Below are 17,798 nucleotides of genomic sequence, written 5' to 3' on the forward strand. Positions count from 1 at the left end.
AAGAGCGATTAGCCTTGCAAGACTTTCTTGGGGATTCCCGGCGATCCGCTCTGCCGGCACAGTTTCTTGCCGAACACCGAGAGGGTAGCTGCACGCCGGAGCTTTCCCTGCCGAATTACGTTGCAATACAGGCCGAAGATTTCGAAAAGAAAGCCCAAACAGGGGAAACCTGCTGGCTTTTCGTGCAATAGTGCGGCGAAATACGCCGCTACCCTATTGTTGCGGAAGAGAAAAGGCGCGATGTGCGGCCGATTGGCACCCCGCGAAGAAACGGACGAGTCGAGATGGGACGAACGGTACGCGTGAAGTCCTTTGAGCTGGCCGCGAAGGACATCAACGACGTTGATGTGACGCTGCTCCACGCCCTCTCGACCGGCGTTGGCTGGCCGCATCGACCCAAGGATTGGGATTTCTTGCGCCGCGCAGGTCACGGCATCGTAGCCGTCGATGGTATTGGACGCGTCTTCGGCAGCGCGATGTGGTTCCCATGTGACCGCGAATTCGCGACCATTGGCCTGGTGATCACATCGCCTCGGACCCAGGCTCAGGGGACTGGCCGCTGGCTCATGGAGCAGGTTTTCGAGCGGTGTCGCGACCGGAATTTGACCCTCAACTCAACCCACGCCGCCTATCACCTCTATCTGTCGCTGGGGTTCACGAAGGAAGCCACCGTGTATCAGTGGCAAGGTGAGGTCGCCTCACCAACTCCGCCGGTGCCGACCCTGGAGGGCGAATTGAGCTCGCTGTCCACGGCGAACATCGGAGAGATCGCGGCACTGGACGAACGCGCGTTTGGAGCCAGCCGTCAGAAGTTGCTTGCATTGCTTTCTGAAGGTGCGTCAATCTGCGTCCTGCGCCGTGGCGGTGCGACCGTCGGTTATTCCATGAAGCGCGAATTCGGGCGCGGTCATGTGATTGGCCCGATCGTTGCCAGCAATGATTCTGACGCGATCCATCTTGCGGCCGTGCATCTCAAGGATCTCGCCGGAAGGTTCGCCCGCGTGGATACGCGGGAGCAGACGGGTCTGTTTGCGGACTTTCTTCAACAGAGCCGCCTCGGGATGAACGACACGGTCACAACCATGTCCAAGGGACGGCGATTCCTGAACCGAAAGGAAAACGAGCCGTGGGTCTACGGATTGGCCGGTCACGCCTTGAGCTGAAGCTGTGAGCATGGGACAAAAGGGCTGAGGCAACGGACCTATTCCCACGTCCGACGGGGATTCTGTGCTTGCCAGCCGTTGACGCATTTTCAGCAAACTCGAACTACTCAAGACACACCTCTCCAGTCTCGCGGCGCATCACACCCGAGTTTTGCGCTGCTCTCGACGCCCCTTCATCGGAAAGGGCGCAGGGAAGACCGGGCGCCGGCTGGCACCCGCGGTCCGCTGTGCGCAGATTGCGCGAAGACGGATGCACAGCGGCATACAGGGCAGCCTGGACATCCCGGCCTTCCCTGCGCAGTGGTTTGACGGCTTATGGCGCGCTCTCCCCGGGGAGCGATGCACTATTGCCCCCGTCGCCTTGCGGATGGCTGGTGCGCGTGCCCGGTCGGGCCGCCTCACCACCGCAAGCCTTGACGCACAGACCCCGGGCGTCAGGACCACACGCTTTTGCCGTACGCGAACCGCACCGGTCGTGTGCGCGCTGCTCACCCGCTCACGGGCCAAACCCGCCCTGCAATTGCTGGCGCGCCGATGCACTCCACGTCCACCGCCACCCGGCCCGCGTATCGTGACGGTCGCGAAACGCCCCTTATCCTTGGGCCAGGATGAGAGGGATATACGATATTTCCGAATTTCGGTCAAGCAGAATATCTTAGGACAATGCGACAGGCAGTCAGAAGGTGCTCCTGGCGGGAATTATCTGCCGGGCCCAGGAGCGTCTTCTTGGCCCGCCTGTCTCCACATCGTCATTGCGAGCGCAGCGAAGCAATCCAGGAATGCCTCCGCGGCGACGCTCTGGATTGCTTCGCTGCGCTCGCAATGACGAGGAGGATTACGCGACCGGGGCCATTCGACTTCCCCGCGCCAATCCCTATATCCTGCGGAAACGATTTGACGCAGCGGACAGCTTCGATGGCCAGAACACGCACGAGAGGCACCGACGCCGACGACCTCCCCCGCTACTTCGTCTGGGTCCGGGGGCTCGAAGGGCCCGAGCCGCAGAAATGGACGGCGATGGATTTCGGCGTCGGCGATTGGAAGCGGCCACTCGTGCTGGCCTATCTGGAGCTGCCGGAAGACGAACGGCCGCTGTCGCTATCGGTCCTGGCGCGGCGATATCCGCCGCCGCGAGTCGATCTTTCGTAAGCCGGGCTAGGGTGTGTACTCATGACCGTCAGCTCCGCAAGAGAAAGCGGAAATCCCCGGCTTGAGCGTGATCGGCGCCTTTTCCTGCAGATTTGCCCGTCGAATTCCACACCAAGGATCAGATCGCGATAAATCTGAAGGCTGCAAACGCGCTCGGCGTTGCAATTCCGCCGACGCTGCTTGCCCGTACCGACGAAGTCATCGAATAGCCCGCCAGCCTCAAGCCCACTGTCTGATCGGCAAGAGGCCGTGTTAGGATTTGCTTGTTGTCAACGGGGGGAGAGCATGCGGCGACGAGAATTCATGGCACTCCTGGGCCGTGCAACGGCCACTACGGCATGGCCTGTCGCGGTGGGCGCGCAGGAGCCGGCAAGGGTTCGGCGGGTCGGGTACATTGCCGGCGCCGATGAGGCTACGATGGGACATATCTTCGCGGCATTCAGGCAGCGGCTTACCGAACTAGGGTACGTCGAGGGTCGATCTATCGCGCTGGAGGTGCGCTGGGCCGAGGGACGTGCCGAGCGGCTCCCCGGCCTGGTGACCGAGCTTATCGGTCTCAAATTGGATGTGCTGGTGGCGGGCAACAGCGTAGCTGCCATAGCGGCCAAGAACGCTACTCACACAATCCCCATCGTTATGGTGGCGGCCGATCCGGTTGGACTTGGGCTCGTGGAAAATTTGGCGCGACCCGGAGGAAACGTGACGGGGTTGAGCTATTTCAATGAGGCAATGATCGCAAGGCGTCTGCAACTCCTGAAGGAGATGACGCCAGGCCTTGCGCGGATCGCTGTGATGAAGAACTCGACAGTCTCTATCCACGCCACCTTCTGGCGGACCGCTGAGGTGGCGGCACGCACTCTGGGCGTATCGCTACAACCTCTCGAAGTGGGACGGCCGGAGGATTTTGATGCGGCGTTCGCCGCTGCCACAGGAGGCAACGCCCAAGCTCTCATCGTCTTCGATGACGTTCTGACTATTGTGCATAGACCCCGCATCATTGCTCTCGCTGCCGCTCACCGACTTCCGGCCGTGTACGGACTTCGTGAGTTTCCGAAGGATGGAGGCTTAATGTCGTTCGGTGCGAGCTTCGTCGTCTTGTTCCGACGCGCCGCCACCTACGTGGACAAAATCTTGAAGGGCGCCAAGCCTGCCGATCTTCCCGTCGAGCAACCAACCACGTTCGAGCTTGTCATCAATAGCAAGACTGCGAACGCCCTTGGCCTTACAGTGCCGCCCACCTTGCTCGCCCAAGCTGACGAGGTGATCGAATGATGTCGCCTGTTGTCCCGACTCGGACATCTGGTGAGATGCCGCAATGGGGCGGTGCCGGAGGCAGAGCGGACATCATACGCACCCCAAGTGCAGCGCGGCTTATGAGCCCGCGCTCTAGCTTAGGCGCAATCCTAGGACCGTCCATGCGTGCCTGACGCGGGACCAAGTTATCGCCGCCCCCATGATTATGGGTGTCGCCGCCTTCGCGCTGCGGTTAGACTTGCTTCGCGCCGCGGGGGACACGCGGGTCGCGGGACCATGGACATGACCGAACAGGGCGAGACGGGTGACGCCATCACCATCCTCCTCGTCGAGGACGATGCGCCGACCTGCTGGCGGCTGCAGGATGCGCTGGCCAAGGCTGGTTACGAGGTGCGCAGCGCCGGTACGCTCGCGGAGGCGCGGCAGGCCCTCGCCGCCGGCGCGCCGCGCGTGCTGCTGACGGATCTGCGGCTGCCCGACGGCCACGGCATCGAGCTGATCCGCGAGATGCGGCAGCGCTTTCCCGACACCGAGATCATGGTGATCTCCGCGCTCGGCGACGAGGAGAGCGTGATCTCCGCGATCACGGTCGGCGCCACCGGCTACCTGCTCAAGGACGCCTTCCCCACCGACATCGCCACCACCGTGCGCGACCTGGTCGCCGGACATTCGCCGATCTCGGCCTCGATCGCCCGCTTCATCGTGCGCCGGACGCAAGGTGCCGCGCAGAGTTCAACGGAGCCGCCGCCCGGCCCCGCGCTAAACACGGCGAGGCTGACCCCGCGCGAGATCGACATTCTCTGGGGCATCGCCAAAGGCTTCAGCTATGCCGAGATCGCCAGCCATCTCGGTCTGTCCAAGCAGACCGTGCCCGGCCATATCAAGAACATCTATCGCAAGCTCGAGGTGCACACGCGCAGCGAGGCGGTGTTCGAGGCGGTGCAGCAGGGCCTGATCAAGCTGTGAGCGAGATCGCGGCCAAAGCACCCACGAAGGCACCTGCGAAGGCACCGACACGCCCGCGGCGCCGCCTGCTCGCGTCGCGTCTCGTGCCATATCTGCTGCTGCAGGCGTTGATCGTCATCGTCACGATCCTGGGGCTTCGGCTGCTGCAGCCGAGCGATCCCGAAGACTACGCGGTGAGCGATTTTTCGGCGCGGGAGGACGGTCTGACGCGCCCCGTGACGCTGCCGCATTTCACCTCGTCGCGCGACTCGCTGGCCGACCCGCCATTCTACACCGGCACCTTCACATTCCGGAGCGGCGATGCGGCCTCGGGCTGGTCGGTGTACCTGCCGCGCTTCAGCAATGCCGTGGAGGTCGCCGTTAACGGCGTCCCCGTGCTCGACTCCCGGCGCGATGCCAACGCCAACCGGCCCGACCGCAACACGCCGCAGATCGCAGCCATCCCCGCCTCGCTGCTGCGCGACGGCGCCAACGAGATCACGGTGCGGCTTTTCGTGTGGGGACCGCTCAAGGGCTTCCTCGATACCGTCTATCTCGGGCCGGATGCCGCCTTGCGCCCGGCCTATGAGACGCGCACGCTGCTGTTCGTCACGCTGCCGGTGGTGTTCTCCGCCTGGCAGGCGATCCTGGCCGTCATCCTTGCGATCATGTGGCTGATGCGGCGCCACGAACCGGTCTACGGCGTGCTTGCCGCGGCGATGGTGCTCGGCGTGGCGCAGGCATTCGCGCCGCCGCCGGTGCCGCCGGCCACGGTCTCGCGGCTGGCTGCGGTGCTGCTGGCCTCCGCACCGATCGAGAGCGCGCTGGTCGTCGCGTTCGGCGTGCTGTTCTTCGGCTGGCGCTGGCCGCGTTACGCCACGCTGCTGTTCGTGCCTGGAATCGTCGTGTTCGTGGTCGGGCTGATCGGAGGCCCGCCGCTGCCGCGCATCCTGTTCCTGGTCCTCGGCATTCCCACCGTCGGCATTTGCCTGTTCCTGATGGCCTGCGTCACGGCCACGGCGGTGGTGCGGCGGCAGGACGCGGCGAGCTTCACGATCGGCTGCGCGGTGACCATCGTGCTGGTCTGCTGGGCCCAGGACATGCTCACGGTGCTCGAGATCGCGAGCAATGATCGCATCTTCGTCTCGCGCCTGTCCTATTCGGCGATGCTGGTCGCGATCGGCGCCGGGCTGACCTGGCGCTTTGCCCGCGCCTTGAACCAGGTCGACAGCTTTGCCGGCCAGCTGGTGACGCGCGTGCGCGAAGCCGAGGAGCGCCTGAAGGCGAGCTTTGCCCGTGAGGAGGAGCGCGCCCGCGCCGCCGCGCTCGCCAACGAGCGCACGCGCCTGATGCGAGACCTGCACGACGGTCTCGGCGGCCAGCTCGTGAGCATCGTCGCGCTGTCCGAGCGTGGCAGCGCCGGCGCGACCATCACGGACGCCGCGCGCGCTGCGTTGAAGGATCTGCGCCTCGTCATCGATTCCATGGACGACATTGGCGGCGACCTGATGCTCGCGCTCGGCTCCTGGCGCGAGCGCGCGACGGCCCAATTGCGGCCGCACGACATCGCACTCGAGTGGCGCGTGGCGACGCAGCAGGGCCTGCCGCTGCATCCCGAGCTGAGGCCATGGCACGTCATCCAGATCGTGCGCATCCTCGACGAGGCCGTGACCAATGCGGTCAAGCACGCGCAGGCCCGCCGCATCGCAGTCACCATCGACACGTTCGACGCAGGCCAGGGGCCGTACGGCGTGATCAGCGTGACGGACGACGGAAGCGGCTTTGCGCTGACAGGCAATGGCGAGGCCGCGGGCACCGGCCAGACCGCGCGCGGCCTGCGCAACATGAAAAGCCGCGCCGCGCGCTGCGGCGCAGTGCTCGACCTGACGTCTGATTCCTCCGGCACGCGCGTGCGGCTGAAATTGCCGCAGCGCTTTCCCGATGGCGACATGGCCGCGGGCTGAAAGGCCCCCTCCCCGAACGTGTGGGGCGCACGGAGAGAGGGGACGGGCCAGGTTAAAATTTCCTGCGGAGGACGGGGGGTGTTCGTCCGCAGGCCCCGTTGGCCCGAAGCGATCCAATCAATTCAATCGAACAGAAAATATCAGCGCACGCCGACGCGATTGACCGGGCCGCCGCGATTCATCGGCGTTCCCGCGCGCACGCCGACGCCAGGCGCGCCGACGCCGGGCGTTGCGACCGCCGCCGCCGCGACCGGCGCTCCCACCACCACGGCGCCAGTCGGCCGCACCACGCAGCCCTTCGGCACGCCGACGGTCTTGCAATAGACCACAGCCTGAGCCGGGCTCGTGCCCAGCGACACCATCGCCGCGCCCGCCAGCGCCATGACCGTCAGCGCCATGACCGTCAGCCTTGCGCCCAGCGCTCCAGCTCTCTTCGACATTCTTGCTCTCCTGCTTCCCGTTCGGCGTCCCGATGCAATCACCGGGTTTCGCAGCCGAGGTGCAGCCTGAATGACAAAAGTGGGCGCACCGATACATGCCATGAAGATGGGGGTACCGCGGGCGGGAGGACTGGCCGGTGCCATGAACATGGCATGGACCCGCGGCCGGGCCTTGCGAGATGGTCCGGCCCGATTGATCCCGGTCGGGACCAACGACGATTGCAAAGAGGTGCTTCATGAAAATTTCGGTTCTTGCCGCGCTGCTGCTCGCAGCTGCCGCCCTGCCCGCTGCGGCGCAGTCCGGTCCATCCGTCCAGGAGCAAATGGCCTGCCGCGGCGACGCCAGCAAATTCTGCGCCGAGCATATCGGCAAGCCGCCGCAGATGAATGCCTGCCTGCGCGAGAACAAGTCGAAGCTCTCGGACTCCTGCCGCAAGGTGGTTGAATCGCGCGGCGGCTAGTCGTTCGCCCCTCTCTTGGGAGAAGACAGAGAGGGCGGCGCTCTGCCGCCCTCTCGATAAATGCCGAAGGCGCGCCGCTATTCCTGCATCATCTCGCCGCTGCCGCCGAACTCGGCCGGAAAATCCTTCAGCTTGGGCAGGCCGTCGCGCATCGGTAGCACGGTCTCGACATAATTGACGTGAACTCCGGGCGTGAACGCGAGCGTGGGGATGGTGGCGGTGAAGACGTCGACCAGACCGAGCGGCGGATGGTTGGTCATGAGATGGCCGCCACACTGCTTGCAGAATTTGCGCTGGCTGAGCGGCGTCTTGGCGAAGGTCTCGACATTCTGAGCGCCTTCGGTGATGCGCACGGCCTCCGGCTTCCACAGGCTGAAGGCGTTGACCGGACCGCCCGACCACGAGCGGCAGGAGCGGCAATGGCAATAGCCCATCGCCTCCGGCTCGCCCGTGACCTCGACCGTGACCGCGCCGCAGAAGCAGTTTCCGACATGTTTCATCTGGAACCTCTCCGTTTTTCTGAAGGATTGTTATTGCGCATCGGCGCCCCGCGCGCCCTTCTTTCGATTGGACGCGCGTGGCTTGGCCGAGACTATACCGATCGGCGCCAGGGAATAAGCATCGAGACGCGTTGTTTGTACTGCCGGTACTCGTCGCCGAAGAGATCTATGAGGTCGCTCTCCTCCAGCGCGATGCCGACGAAGATGTAGAGCGTGGTCACGGCCGCGAACAAAAGATGACCCGCGGTCATGACCGGCGCCGCCCAGAACGCGACGATGAAGCCGAGATAGATCGGATGGCGGACGAACTTGTAGAGCAGCGGCGTCTTGAAGCGCGGCGGCTCCATCTCCTTGCCGACGAGATGATTGGTCACCTGATGCAGGCCGAACAATTCGAAATGGTTGATGATGAAGGTCGAGGTGAACACCAGCACCCAGCCGGCGAAGGACAACGTGACCAGTGTCACGGCAAGATCGGGGTTCTCCACGCTCCATATGACCGACGGCAGCGGACGCCACTGCCAGAACAGGAGGAGCAGTGACAGGCTCGCGAACAGCACGTAGGTGCTTCGCTCGACCGGCTTGGGGACGAACTGCGTCCACCAATCCTTGAATTGCTGGCGCGCCATCACGCTGTGTTGAACCGCGAACAGCGACATCAGCAGCAGATTGATGAGGAGCGCGCGGACGACGGGCGCTTCGGCTCCGGTGTCGATGGTCTTGGGCACCATCACCCCCATGACGAAGCCGATCGCATAGAGAATGGTGACGAAAAACACGAGATACGCCGCAATTCCGTACAGAAAGGCAATGAACCTGAAAATGCGAGAGCCCGTAATCTCCGGGCTGATGGAATGAACCTGGTGATCGAGTTGGGTCATAGAACGCTCCGTTGTGCCGAGGCATCGACACGGTTTGGTCTTCGCACCGTGCCGGATCGGACGTCCCGCGGCTTTTGCAGATGATTGATTTTCGCCTGAGACGACTTTGATTTTTGCTTGAGACGACGAAAACGTGCGATTTCGCTTTGAAAACAACGTGCTGGACGGTGACCTTCGGGAGCTCACATGCGAGGGAACGATCGTTCCGTTGCAGCCGCAAGTGTTCGATCTGCTGCTTTATCTGGTCGCGCAACGGGCGCGAGTGGTCAGCAAGGATGACCTGATCAGCCAGATCTGGAACGACCGGATCGTGTCGGATTCCGCGCTGAACAGCCGGATCAACGCCGCGCGCAAGGCGCTGGGCGATGACGGTGCGACCCAGCGCCTGATCAAGACCATTCCGCGCAAGGGCTTTCGTTTCGTCGGCGAGGTCCGGGAAGAGGTGGCGGCGTCGCCTGCGCGGACGGAAGCCAAGCCCGCTCCCCCGCGCGCGGCGGACCGCCCGGCGATCGCCGTACTCGCCTTCGAGAACATGAGCGGCGATCCCGCCCAGGACTATTTCGGCGACGGGATCAGCGAGGACATCCTCACCGCGCTGTCGAGGCAGCGCTGGTTCATGGTGATCGCCCGCAACTCCTCCTTCACCTACAAGGGGCGTGCGGTCCATATCAGGCAGATCGCCGAGGAGCTCGGTGTCCGCTACATCGTCGAAGGCAGCGTGCGCAAGGCAAACAACCGCGTGCGCATCACCGCACAGCTCAACGACGCCGTCTCGGGCAGCCATCTCTGGGCCGAGCGCTATGACCGCGAGCTCGTCGATGTCTTCGCCGTGCAGGACGAGATCACCAACGCGATCGCCGCGGCGATCGAGCCGCAGATCCACGCGGCCGAGAATTTCCGCAGCCATCGCAAGCCGCCGGCGAGCCTCGACGCCTGGGACCTCTTGATGCGCGCGCTGTCGCATTATTGGCGCGTGACGCGCCAGGATCACGAGGCCGCGAAGGCGCTGCTCGCGCGCGCGATCGCGATCGATCCGAATTACGGCCAGGCGCTGTCGCTGCTGGCCGTGAACGACATGTTCGGCGTGCATCTCGGCTGGATCGAGCTCGCCGCGGTTGCGCCGGCCGCGGAAGCCGCCGCGCTCAAAGCGGTGCGCTGCGACCATGAGGATTCCTGGGCGCATGCCGCGCTCGGCAGCGTCTGCTTCTCGACCCGCAGGCTCACAGACGCGCTGTCCGAATTCGAGCAGGCGCTCGCGCTCAATCCGAACTTCTCGCTGGCGCAGGGCTATTACGCGCTGGCGCTGTCCTATGCCGGACGCTCGAACGACTCGTTCGAGGCCGCGCAAAAGGCGATCCGGCTGTCACCGCGCGATCCGTCACTGGCGATCTATCACGGCATCGCCGCCTATGCGCGCTTCACCGAGCGGCGCTATGACGAGGCCATCGCGCTCGCTCGCGAGGCGATCCGGCACCGCGGCGACCTCACCGGCGCCTACCGCGTGCTCGCCGTCTCCGCCGGCATGTCCGGCGATGGCGCGCTTGCGGACATGGCACTCGGAGAGCTCCGCCGCACCCAACCGGGCATCTCGCTGCACTGGATCGCGACGCAGCTGCCGTGGGCCAACGAGCGAGATCGCGACCACTATCTGGAGGGATTCCGCCGCGCCGGGTTGCGGTGAGACGTCTTGCCCTGGCGGGTAAGCGCGAGGGCGCTCTCGCCGCCGCCATGCCGCGACGCTGTGTCGCTATTCGCAGCCGTCATGTCGACGCACGACGAACGTGACGGACGCCCAGCAATACAAGCCCAACTCATCAAAACAGGACGCGCTGTACATTTTTTGTGCGTGCACTGTCGCGACTTTCATCTTGCCGCGCCGAACGGGACTGTGTGAGCCTCGATGGCGGATGGGGACTGGGATGGACCGACCGTCGCTTTGCGCGCCAGGGCGCCTGCGAAGCGCTTGCGGCCGGTCTCGCTTGAGAAAGATACGACATGCCAAAACGAGTGTTGCTTGGTCTCCTCCTGGCTTGCGGCCTTGCGGCCCCTGCGCTGGCACAAGAACCGAAGACGGGCGGTGTGATCAATGCCGTGATCCAACCCGAGCCGCCGGGCCTGATGCTTGCGATGGTCCAGAACGGCCCGGTCCAGATGGTCTCGGGCAACATCTTCGAAGGCCTCTTGCGCTACAGCCCCAAGCTCGACCCGCTGCCGGAGCTTGCCGAGAGCTGGAGCGTCAGCGAGGACGCCAAGACCTACGCCTTCAAGCTGAAGAAGGGCGTGACCTGGCATGACGGCAAGCCCTTCACCGCCGCCGACGTGCTGTTCTCGATCGAGATGCTGAAGCAGACCCATGCGCGCGCCCGCACCAACCTGGCGCAGGTCGACAAGATCGAGACGCCGGACGATTACACGGTGGTGTTCACGCTGAAGCAGCCGTTCGGCCCGTTCCTCGGCATCTTCGAGGTCGGCTCGATGCCGATGGTGCCGAAGCATCTCTACGACGGCACCGACTGGAAGACCAATCCCTACAACAACGCGCCCATCGGCACCGGGCCCTTCATGTTCAAGGAATGGCAGAAGGGCTCGTTCATCCGCCTGGTCAAGAATCCGAACTACCACGAGAAGGGCAAGCCCTACCTCGACGAGATCTACTGGCAGATCATTCCCGACGCCGCCGCGCGCTCGGTGGCGTACGAGACCGGCAAGGTCGACGTGCTGCCCGGCGGCTCGGTCGAGAATTTCGACGTGCCGCGCCTGTCCAAGCTGAAGGACACCTGCGTCACCGGCGCCGGCTGGGAATTCTTCTCGCCGCTGGCCTGGCTATGGCTCAACAACCGCCAGGGTCCGCTCGCCGACAAGCGGGTGCGGCAGGCGATCATGTATGCGGTCGATCGCGACTTCGCCAAGGACGTGATCTGGAACGGGCTCGGCAAGGTCGCCACCGGCCCGTCGGCCTCGACCATCAAGTATTACACCGACGACGTGAAGAAGTATCCCTACGATCCGGCCAAGGCCAAGGCGCTGCTGAAGGAAGCCGGCTACAAGGGCGAGAAGATCCGCCTTTTGCCGCTGGCCTATGGCGAGACCTGGCAGCGCTGGGGTGAAGCCGTGAAGCAGAATCTCCAGGACGTCGGCATGACCATCGAGACGATCGCCACCGACGTTGCCGGCGGCAACCAGAAGATCAGCGACTGGGATTACGACATCGCCTTCACCTATCTCTACCAGTACGGCGATCCCGCGCTGGGGGTGGGGCGCAACTACATCTCCAGCAACATCGCCAAGGGCCAGGTCTTCAACAACGTCGAGGGCTATTCCAACCCTGAGATCGACAAGCTGTTCGCCGACGGCGCGGTGGCGACGCCCGACTCCAAGCGCAAGGAGATCTACGAGAAGGCGCAGAAGATCCTGGTCGAGGACGTGCCGGTGGCCTGGATGCTCGAGCTGCAATTCCCGACCATCATGCGCTGCAAGGTCAAGAACCTGATCACCACGGGGATCGGGGTCAACGATGGCTTCAAGGACGCATGGCTCGACAAGTGACGGCAGGCGCTCCGAACTCCCCTTACCTCTCCCGCTTGCGGGAGAGGTCGCTACGCTCGAAGAGCGTAGCGGGTGAGGGCTCTCTCCTCTTGGCAATCCCTTTGCGGAAGCACCCCCTCCCCTGCCCTCCCCCGCAAGCGGGAGAGGGAGCGCACCGCCGCTGCGGTTGCGGCCACCCCGATATCATCGCCGTTTGATCATGCTCTCCTTCGTCGCTCAGCGTATTCTGAAGGGCGTGATCGTCCTGCTCGCGATCGTCGTCCTCAATTTCTTCCTGATCCGCCTGGCGCCCGGCGATCCCGCGATCGTGATGGCGGGCGAAGCCGGGGCCAGCGACCAGGTCTTCGTCAAGCAGCTCCGGGAGAAGTTCGGCCTCGACAAGCCGCTGCCCGAGCAGCTCTTCATCTACGTCAAGGGCGTCGTCGGCCTCGACCTCGGCTTTTCCTTCCGCCAGCAGGCACCGGTTGCGAAGCTGATCGGCGAGCGGCTGCCGGCGACGCTGCTCCTGACCCTGACGGCATTCGCGATCTCGCTGATGCTCGGCATCCTCTGCGGCACGTTCGCCGCGCGCTTTGCCGGAACCTTTCTCGACACCGGCATCACCGTGTTCGCGCTGATCTTCTACGCCATGCCGATCTTCTGGGTGGCGCTGATGGGCATCCTCTTGTTCTCGGTCACCTTCGACTGGCTGCCGAGCTTCGGCTACGAGACGGTCGGCGCCAACCTCACCGGCCTTGCCCATGCGGTCGATGTCGCAAAGCACCTGATCATGCCGGCGATGACGCTCGGCCTGTTCTTCATGGCGACCTACACCCGCATGACGCGCGCCTCGATGCTCGAGGTGAAACGGCTCGACTTCGTCAAGACGGCGCGCGCCAAGGGCCTTAGCGACGCCGTGATCCAGCGCCGCCACGTGCTGCGCAATGCGCTGCTGCCGGTGGTGACGCTCGCCGGCGTGCATTCCGGCACGCTGATCGGCGGCGCCGTCATCACCGAGACCGTGTTCGCCTGGCCCGGGATCGGGCGGCTGATGTACGACGCCCTGCTGCAGCGCGACTACAATCTGCTGCTCGGCGTGTTCGTGATCTGCTCCGCCATGGTCCTGATCTTCAACCTTGTCACCGACCTCGTCTATCGCCTGGTCGATCCGCGCATCGAATACGCCTCATGAAACAGTTCTGGAAATCGATGCTGAGGAGCCCGAGCGGCGTCATCGGGCTCGTCATCCTCCTGGTCGCAGTCTCCGTCGCGGTGTTCGGGCCGATGCTGTTCCCGAACTCGCCCTGGCGCATGGTGCAGCGGCCGTTCCTGCCGCCGTTCACGCTCTCGACCGTGCCGCTCGGCACCGACGCGCTCGGCCGCGACATCTTCGCCGGCATGATCTTCGGCGCCCGCGTCTCGCTTCTGGTCGGCCTCGTCTCCACGCTGGTGGCGCTGATCGTCGGCGTGCCGATCGGCGCCATGGCCGGTTATTTCGGCGGCAAGGTCGATGACGCCCTGATGCGCTTCACCGAGTTCTTCCAGACCATTCCGAGCTTCGCGCTCGCGATCGTGCTGGTCGCGATCCTGCAGCCCTCGATCTATTCGATTGTGGCCTCGATCGCAGTGGTAAGTTGGCCGCCGGTCGCCCGCCTCGTGCGCGGCGAGGTGCTGTCGCTGCGGACGCGCGAATATGTCCAGGCCGCCGTAGTCACCGGCCAGAGCAACAGCTGGATCATCCTGCGCGAAATCCTCCCCAACGCGTTGTCGCCCGTGATCGTGCTGGCCTCGCTGATGGTGGCGACCGCGATCCTGCTGGAATCCTCGCTGTCCTTCCTCGGCCTCGGCGATCCCAATCTGATCTCCTGGGGCTACATGGTCGGCGCCGGCCGCACCGTGATCCGGCAGGCCTGGTGGATCACCGTGTTTCCGGGCGTCGCCATCCTGATCTCGGTGCTCGGGCTGAACCTGATCGGCGAAGGCCTCAACGATGCGCTCAATCCGCGCCTGTCGCGGGAGGGCCGCTGACGATGACCGCCTCGCCCGCCGTCTCCATCAAGAACTTGCGGATCGCGTTGCCCAAGGGCGCCGAGCGCCCCTTCGCGGTCGACGGCGTCTCGCTCGATCTGCAGCCCGGCAAGATCGTCTGCGTCGTCGGCGAGTCCGGCTCCGGCAAGTCGATGTGCGCGCATGCGCTGATGGGCCTGTTGCCGGACACGGTGTCGGTCGCCTCGGGCGAGATCCAGTTCGAGGGAAGCGACCTGCTCAAGCTCGATGACGACGGCTGGCGCGATCTGCGCGGCCGACGGCTCGCGATGATCTTCCAGGAGCCGATGACCGCGCTCAATCCGTTGATGCGGATCGGCGACCAGATGGCGGAGATGTTCGAGGCCCACGGCCTGCTCACGCCGAAGGAGCGGCGCGCCAAGGCGTTGTCGCTGGCACGCGAGGTCGGCCTGCCCGACCCCGAGCGCATCGTCCGCGCCTATCCGCACCAGCTCTCCGGCGGCCAGCGCCAGCGCGCCATGATCGCGATGGCGCTCGCGCTCGAGCCGGCGGTGCTGGTCGCCGACGAGCCGACCACCGCGCTCGACGTCACCACGCAGGCCCAGATCCTGAAGCTGATCCGCAATCTCCAGCAGAGCCGCAACATGGCGGTGATGTTCATCACCCATGATTTCGGCGTGGTTGCCGATATCGCCGACCAGGTCGTGGTGCTCCGCCATGGCAAGGTCGTCGAGGAAGGACCGGCCACAGTCGTCTTCAACGCGCCGCAGCACGACTACACCAAGGCATTGCTTGCCGCCGTGCCCTCGATGGATCCGCCGCCGCGAGAGCCACTCGACGATCGGGCCAGGGCCGTCGATGTGATCGGGCTGGACAAGACCTATGTCACGTCCGGCGGTTGGTTCCGCGAGGATCGCCGCGTCGATGCGGCGCGTGCGGTCAATTTCAACATCCTCAAGGGCGAGACGCTCGGCCTGGTCGGCGAATCCGGCTCGGGCAAATCGTCGGTGGCGCGCCTGGTGATGCGGCTGATCGAAGCCGACCGCGGCACGGTGCGGATCGGCGAGACCGACCTCACGTCTCTGTCCGGCAAGGCGCTGCGTGCCGAGCGCCATCGCATCCAGATGATCTTCCAGGATCCGTTCGCCTCGCTCAATCCGCGGCGCAAGATCGTCCACATCATCGCCGACGGCCCGATTGCAGCCGGCCTCGATCCGAAAGTTGCGTTCGACCGCGCCCGCGATCTCCTCAAGATGGTGGGCCTCGATGCCGGCGCGCTCGAACGCTATCCGCACGAATTCTCCGGCGGCCAGCGCCAGCGCATCGGCATTGCCCGTGCGCTCGCGCTCGAGCCGGAGATCGTCGTCGCGGATGAGGCCGTCTCCGCGCTCGACGTCTCCGTGCAGGCGCAAGTGTTGAAGCTGCTGGAAGACCTCAAGGCGCGCCTCGGCCTGTCGATGCTGTTCATCACCCACGATCTGCGGGTCGCGGCCCAGATCTGCGACCGCATCGCGGTGATGCAGCGCGGCGCCATCGTCGAGCTGAAGCCGACTGCACAACTGTTCGCCGCGCCCGAGCATGCCTATACGCGCGAGTTGCTCGCAGCCGTGCCCGGACGGAAGGAGCACGCGCCGGCGGCCTGAGACGGCTCGTCTTCATTCATCGATCTCCGTGATGGTTCCAAAAACTTGCACGCTGAGCGGGAGAAACCTATTCGATCCAGCAGCATTTGCTTTTGTGAGACCATCCTTGCTCATGTCGGCAAGGGGTGAGTTGACGCCAATACTCGGTCGTCGCGGCTGCCGCCGTACAACGAACGTGACGTGGTGGGCAGCTTCACAACCCAGCAAATGAGACACACCGGGATGCTGGGAATCGCACAGCGCAGTCACGCGCTTTTTATCCGGTCGTGACCGGGCCTGCCGCTTCAAAGCCGAAGGCGGCACCATAGATGACGATTGAAATGATCAACGTCATCTCATGACGGACTCACACTGTATTCGGAGCCAACATGGGCGAAGTTATTCGATTTGTCTCAAAATCCGAGCGCGAGCGAGCACGCCTCATCGAGGAGGCACGCGCGATCTACGACAGCATCTTCCCGCCGGCCGATCCGGCCAACGAGGGCCAGGGAAAGCCGGCGATCGGCCGCCCGTTCATCGGCCGCGACGGGGGTAACGTATCGTGATCAAGATCATCGCCGTGCTTTGCAGCCTCGCCTCTCCCTCCAATTGTCACGAACAGATCGTCACCACGTCGGACTTCGCGCAAGTCTCGGTGCAGTCGTGCCTGATGGGCGCGCCGCAGCTCGCCGAATGGATGAACCAACATCCGGCCGAGCGCCTAGCGGCATGGCGCTGCGTGATTGGTCAACAGACCGGCCGGGGGATCTAGGCCCGGACGTCTCGATTCGGCGGAGTAAGCCGTTCGCGATGGGTCCCGGCTCACCTTCGCGCGTCCGGGACACGGCACCAAGCCTGCGCCTCGCTGAACGTTGGGCAGTGACGGCACTCCATCCCCGGAGTAACCTCTCGTTGCGGCCGTTCGCAGCAAGGGGGACGCCGGATGGAAGTCGCCAGTCTCGTTCTTCCGGTCTTCGCGATCATCGTCACCGGCTGGCTCGCAGGCGAGCTTGGCTATCTCTCCCGCTCGCTTGCCGATGCCCTGGTCCACTTTGCCTACAACGTGGCGATGCCGGCGCTGTTGATCGTCACGATCGCCCAGGAGCCGGCGCGCAATCTCCTGGAATGGCGCTTTCTGCTCGCATTCGGCGGCGGCTCGCTGATCTGCTTCGCTCTCGTGTTCCTGCCGGTCCGCGCAGGCGGTACACACGATATTGCCAGCAGCACCATCCATGGGATGGCAGCGGCGATGACCAACACCGGATTCGTGGCGCTACCGATCCTGCATGCGATCTACGGTCAACCCGCCGTGCTGCCCGCGGCTGTCGCGACGGTGTTCGTTGCCGCGGTGATGTTTCCGATCACGGTGGTCCTGCTGGAAAAGCACGATGCACGCGGAGCCTCCGTGCACTCCACGGGACTGGCAAGGCAAATCCTACTCAATCCCATGGTGCTGTCGACGCTCATCGGCCTCACCTGGGCGGTGACGGGACTGCCGATTCCGGCACCGGTCGCGGCCTACCTCAACATGATCGCTGCCGCGCTCACGCCGTGCGCGCTGTTTGCCATCGGGCTCGGTCTCTCCGTGGAGGGCCTGAGGTCCAACCTGAAAGCGTCGTTTGCGCTCGCGGCGGTGAAACTCGTGGTCATGCCGCTCATCGTCTACGGACTTTCCGTCATGATCGGCCTTACCCCTCTCTACACGGTTGCGGCCGTCATCTGCGCGGCCGTGCCGACGGCGAAAACCGTCTACGTCCTCGCGCATGAGCACAAGGTCGAGGAAAAGCTGGTTGCCGCCACGGTGTCGATCACGACGATGCTGTCGGTCGCAACATTGCTGATCGCGCTTTACCTGCTCTCGGGATCGGCGAGCGGCCTACGTTGATC

17 protein-coding genes are annotated in these 17,798 nt (G+C 64.5%); 14 read left to right on the top strand and 3 right to left on the bottom strand.

The genetic code is table 11. The features are described from left to right. Positions 1 to 284 precede the first annotated feature (284 nt). The 5 genes from ACNJYD_RS36310 to ACNJYD_RS36330 all read left to right on the top strand — a co-directional run bounded on the left by ACNJYD_RS36310 (position 285) and on the right by ACNJYD_RS36330 (position 6,475). Complete coding sequence (locus tag ACNJYD_RS36310) at positions 285 to 1,163, top strand: GNAT family N-acetyltransferase (protein ID WP_212256207.1); 879 nt, start codon at positions 285 to 287, stop codon at positions 1,161 to 1,163. Positions 1,164 to 2,078: 915 nt separating this feature from the next. Beyond that, a complete protein-coding gene (locus ACNJYD_RS36315; RefSeq protein ID WP_172786026.1) occupies positions 2,079 to 2,312 on the top strand; it encodes a hypothetical protein in 234 nt (77 codons plus the stop codon). Positions 2,313 to 2,729: 417 nt separating this feature from the next. Next, positions 2,730 to 3,584, top strand: coding sequence for an ABC transporter substrate-binding protein (locus ACNJYD_RS36320; protein WP_439364810.1), 855 nt, complete (start codon positions 2,730 to 2,732; stop codon positions 3,582 to 3,584). A gap of 264 nt (positions 3,585 to 3,848) precedes the next feature. Further along, entirely contained in the window at positions 3,849 to 4,532 is a 684-nt protein-coding gene (locus ACNJYD_RS36325) for a response regulator (RefSeq protein WP_212256203.1), read from the top strand. Continuing rightward, on the top strand, positions 4,529 to 6,475 hold the full coding sequence (locus ACNJYD_RS36330) for a sensor histidine kinase (RefSeq protein ID WP_439364811.1): 1,947 nt from the start codon (positions 4,529 to 4,531) through the stop codon (positions 6,473 to 6,475). The genes ACNJYD_RS36325 and ACNJYD_RS36330 overlap by 4 nt, the downstream gene beginning before the upstream one ends. A 140-nt stretch (positions 6,476 to 6,615) precedes the next feature. Here ACNJYD_RS36330 and ACNJYD_RS36335 read toward each other — a convergent pair whose 3' ends face one another. Then, entirely contained in the window at positions 6,616 to 6,915 is a 300-nt protein-coding gene (locus ACNJYD_RS36335) for a hypothetical protein (protein WP_439364812.1), read from the bottom strand. A 236-nt stretch (positions 6,916 to 7,151) separates the two neighbouring features. On the opposite strand from ACNJYD_RS36335, the gene ACNJYD_RS36340 reads away from it, so the two are divergent. Next, positions 7,152 to 7,376 carry a hypothetical protein gene (locus tag ACNJYD_RS36340; protein WP_036020653.1) on the top strand — a complete coding sequence of 75 codons (225 nt, stop codon included), beginning with the start codon at positions 7,152 to 7,154 and terminating at the stop codon, positions 7,374 to 7,376. A gap of 77 nt (positions 7,377 to 7,453) precedes the next feature. Here the strand turns inward: ACNJYD_RS36340 and ACNJYD_RS36345 are convergent, their stop codons facing one another. Beyond that, the gene (locus ACNJYD_RS36345) at positions 7,454 to 7,876 is read right to left on the bottom strand and encodes a GFA family protein (RefSeq protein ID WP_439364813.1); all 423 of its coding nucleotides are present in this window, start codon (positions 7,874 to 7,876) and stop codon (positions 7,454 to 7,456) included. A 92-nt stretch (positions 7,877 to 7,968) separates the two neighbouring features. Further along, a complete protein-coding gene (gene mddA / locus ACNJYD_RS36350) occupies positions 7,969 to 8,757 on the bottom strand; it encodes a methanethiol S-methyltransferase (RefSeq protein ID WP_439364814.1) in 789 nt (262 codons plus the stop codon). A gap of 133 nt (positions 8,758 to 8,890) precedes the next feature. Here mddA and ACNJYD_RS36355 point away from each other — a divergent pair, with 133 nt between their 5' ends. The 8 genes from ACNJYD_RS36355 (at position 8,891) to ACNJYD_RS36390 (ending at position 17,796) form a co-directional block, all read left to right on the top strand. Further along, the gene (locus ACNJYD_RS36355) at positions 8,891 to 10,438 is read left to right on the top strand and encodes a winged helix-turn-helix domain-containing protein (protein ID WP_439364815.1); all 1,548 of its coding nucleotides are present in this window, start codon (positions 8,891 to 8,893) and stop codon (positions 10,436 to 10,438) included. Positions 10,439 to 10,752: 314 nt separating this feature from the next. After that, positions 10,753 to 12,303 carry an ABC transporter substrate-binding protein gene (locus tag ACNJYD_RS36360; protein WP_439364816.1) on the top strand — a complete coding sequence of 517 codons (1,551 nt, stop codon included), beginning with the start codon at positions 10,753 to 10,755 and terminating at the stop codon, positions 12,301 to 12,303. Positions 12,304 to 12,502: 199 nt separating this feature from the next. Continuing rightward, positions 12,503 to 13,474, top strand: a complete 972-nt coding sequence (locus tag ACNJYD_RS36365; RefSeq protein ID WP_172786033.1) for an ABC transporter permease — start codon at positions 12,503 to 12,505, stop codon at positions 13,472 to 13,474. Further along, on the top strand, positions 13,471 to 14,310 hold the full coding sequence (locus ACNJYD_RS36370; protein ID WP_260372967.1) for an ABC transporter permease: 840 nt from the start codon (positions 13,471 to 13,473) through the stop codon (positions 14,308 to 14,310). Before ACNJYD_RS36365 ends, ACNJYD_RS36370 begins: the two co-directional genes overlap by 4 nt. A gap of 2 nt (positions 14,311 to 14,312) precedes the next feature. Continuing rightward, on the top strand, positions 14,313 to 15,932 hold the full coding sequence (locus ACNJYD_RS36375) for an ABC transporter ATP-binding protein (protein WP_439364817.1): 1,620 nt from the start codon (positions 14,313 to 14,315) through the stop codon (positions 15,930 to 15,932). A gap of 368 nt (positions 15,933 to 16,300) precedes the next feature. Next, complete coding sequence (locus ACNJYD_RS36380) at positions 16,301 to 16,477, top strand: hypothetical protein (RefSeq protein ID WP_172786036.1); 177 nt, start codon at positions 16,301 to 16,303, stop codon at positions 16,475 to 16,477. After that, positions 16,474 to 16,683 (top strand): hypothetical protein, encoded by a 210-nt coding sequence (locus tag ACNJYD_RS36385; RefSeq protein ID WP_080133401.1) that lies wholly within the window; start codon positions 16,474 to 16,476, stop codon positions 16,681 to 16,683. The genes ACNJYD_RS36380 and ACNJYD_RS36385 overlap by 4 nt, the downstream gene beginning before the upstream one ends. A 171-nt stretch (positions 16,684 to 16,854) precedes the next feature. Then, positions 16,855 to 17,796, top strand: coding sequence for an AEC family transporter (locus ACNJYD_RS36390; protein WP_439364818.1), 942 nt, complete (start codon positions 16,855 to 16,857; stop codon positions 17,794 to 17,796). The last annotated feature ends 2 nt before the right edge of the window (positions 17,797 to 17,798 follow it).

Source organism: Bradyrhizobium sp. SPXBL-02 (assembly GCF_051853065.1).
Classification (GTDB): Bacteria; Pseudomonadota; Alphaproteobacteria; order Rhizobiales; family Xanthobacteraceae; genus Bradyrhizobium.

Bases quoted from the DNA above. Each gene is read 5' to 3' on its own strand.
- ACNJYD_RS36320 (WP_439364810.1), top strand. From the start codon at position 2,730: ATGGGACATATCTTCGCGGCATTCAGGCAGCGGCTTACCGAACTAGGG.
- ACNJYD_RS36380 (WP_172786036.1), top strand. From the start codon at position 16,301: ATGGGCGAAGTTATTCGATTTGTCTCAAAATCCGAGCGCGAGCGAGCA.
- ACNJYD_RS36365 (WP_172786033.1), top strand. From the start codon at position 12,503: ATGCTCTCCTTCGTCGCTCAGCGTATTCTGAAGGGCGTGATCGTCCTG.
- ACNJYD_RS36335 (WP_439364812.1), bottom strand. From the start codon at position 6,915: ATGTCGAAGAGAGCTGGAGCGCTGGGCGCAAGGCTGACGGTCATGGCG.
- mddA (WP_439364814.1), bottom strand. From the start codon at position 8,757: ATGACCCAACTCGATCACCAGGTTCATTCCATCAGCCCGGAGATTACG.
- ACNJYD_RS36345 (WP_439364813.1), bottom strand. From the start codon at position 7,876: ATGAAACATGTCGGAAACTGCTTCTGCGGCGCGGTCACGGTCGAGGTC.
- ACNJYD_RS36375 (WP_439364817.1), top strand. From the start codon at position 14,313: ATGACCGCCTCGCCCGCCGTCTCCATCAAGAACTTGCGGATCGCGTTG.
- ACNJYD_RS36310 (WP_212256207.1), top strand. From the start codon at position 285: ATGGGACGAACGGTACGCGTGAAGTCCTTTGAGCTGGCCGCGAAGGAC.
- ACNJYD_RS36325 (WP_212256203.1), top strand. From the start codon at position 3,849: ATGACCGAACAGGGCGAGACGGGTGACGCCATCACCATCCTCCTCGTC.
- ACNJYD_RS36370 (WP_260372967.1), top strand. From the start codon at position 13,471: ATGAAACAGTTCTGGAAATCGATGCTGAGGAGCCCGAGCGGCGTCATC.
- ACNJYD_RS36390 (WP_439364818.1), top strand. From the start codon at position 16,855: ATGGAAGTCGCCAGTCTCGTTCTTCCGGTCTTCGCGATCATCGTCACC.
- ACNJYD_RS36360 (WP_439364816.1), top strand. From the start codon at position 10,753: ATGCCAAAACGAGTGTTGCTTGGTCTCCTCCTGGCTTGCGGCCTTGCG.
- ACNJYD_RS36315 (WP_172786026.1), top strand. From the start codon at position 2,079: ATGGCCAGAACACGCACGAGAGGCACCGACGCCGACGACCTCCCCCGC.
- ACNJYD_RS36340 (WP_036020653.1), top strand. From the start codon at position 7,152: ATGAAAATTTCGGTTCTTGCCGCGCTGCTGCTCGCAGCTGCCGCCCTG.